At 54.2% G+C, this 1,053-nt stretch carries 1 protein-coding gene; it reads right to left on the bottom strand.

Annotated elements, in window-relative coordinates:
- A partial coding sequence (locus G9Q97_RS24635; protein WP_166151938.1) for a coiled-coil domain-containing protein occupies positions 1-1,053 on the bottom strand: 1,053 nt, incomplete at both ends.

Genomic DNA, 1,053 nt, shown 5'->3' with positions numbered 1-1,053 from the left:
TGCCCGGTCAGTTTCGGCGGTTATGGCCGATTCTAAACTGTTATCGGCCGCCTGCCGAGCACTGCTTTCCGTGGACAGGTCAGCGGACAACTGGTTCTCTGCTCCTTCCGCACGGCTTGTTTCTGTTGCTATGGCTGTGTCCAGTACGCCTTCTGCAGCCTGGGCACGGGCAATTTCTTCATTCAAGGCGGTCTGGTTACCGGAAGCCGATGCGTCCACGTAATCCTTTACCGCTTTGGCGCTGGTATATTTGATATCGGATGCCCCGTCTGTGGTAATATCTGTGGACTTATTGGAAAGGTCTTCCTTTTCGGCTTCTGCGGTCTGGGCTCGGACGGTTTCGGCGGTAATGGCGGTTTCCAAAGTCGCATCACTTGTGGTTCTTTCGGTGGTTTCTGTGTCCAGGGAAGTTGCAAGCGTGATATCTGCCGATTTTCGTTCGGCTGTTTCAGTGGTTAGCGCAGTTTCCAAGGTGGCATCTCCGGATACGCGGGCTGCCGTTTCGGTGCTTAGATCTGCAATAAGAGTCGCCTCCGCTGCTTCAGCCCGGTCAGTTTCGGCGGTAATGGCCGTTTCTAAACTGTTATCGGCCGCCTGTCTGGCGCTGCTTTCACTGGACAGGTCAGCGGACAACTGGTTCTCTGCTCCTTCCGCACGGCTTGTTTCTACTGCAATAGCTGTTTCCAGTGCCGTATCTACTGCTTGTCTTTCGCTGGATTCCGTATTCAGATCGGCTACAATCCCGGCTTCGGCTGCTTTTGCCCGGTCAGTTTCGGCGGTTATGGCCGTTTCTAAACTGTTATCGGCCGCCTGCCGAGCACTGCTTTCACTGGACAGGTCAGCGGACAACTGGCTCTCTGCTCCTTCCGCACGGCTTGTTTCTGTTGCTATGGCTGCTTCCAATACACCCTCCGCAGCCAGGGCACGGGCAATTTCTTCATTCAATGCGGTCTGGTTACCGGAGGCAGAAGCATCTACGTAATCCTTTACCGCTTTGGCGCTGGTATATTTGGTATCCGACTCTCCGTCGGTGGTAATGTCTATGGACTTATT

The organism is Cyclobacterium plantarum (assembly GCF_011290685.1).
In the GTDB taxonomy this organism is placed as follows: Bacteria; Bacteroidota; Bacteroidia; order Cytophagales; family Cyclobacteriaceae; genus Cyclobacterium; species Cyclobacterium plantarum.
This window is presented reverse-complemented; position numbering and strand designations above follow the sequence as displayed.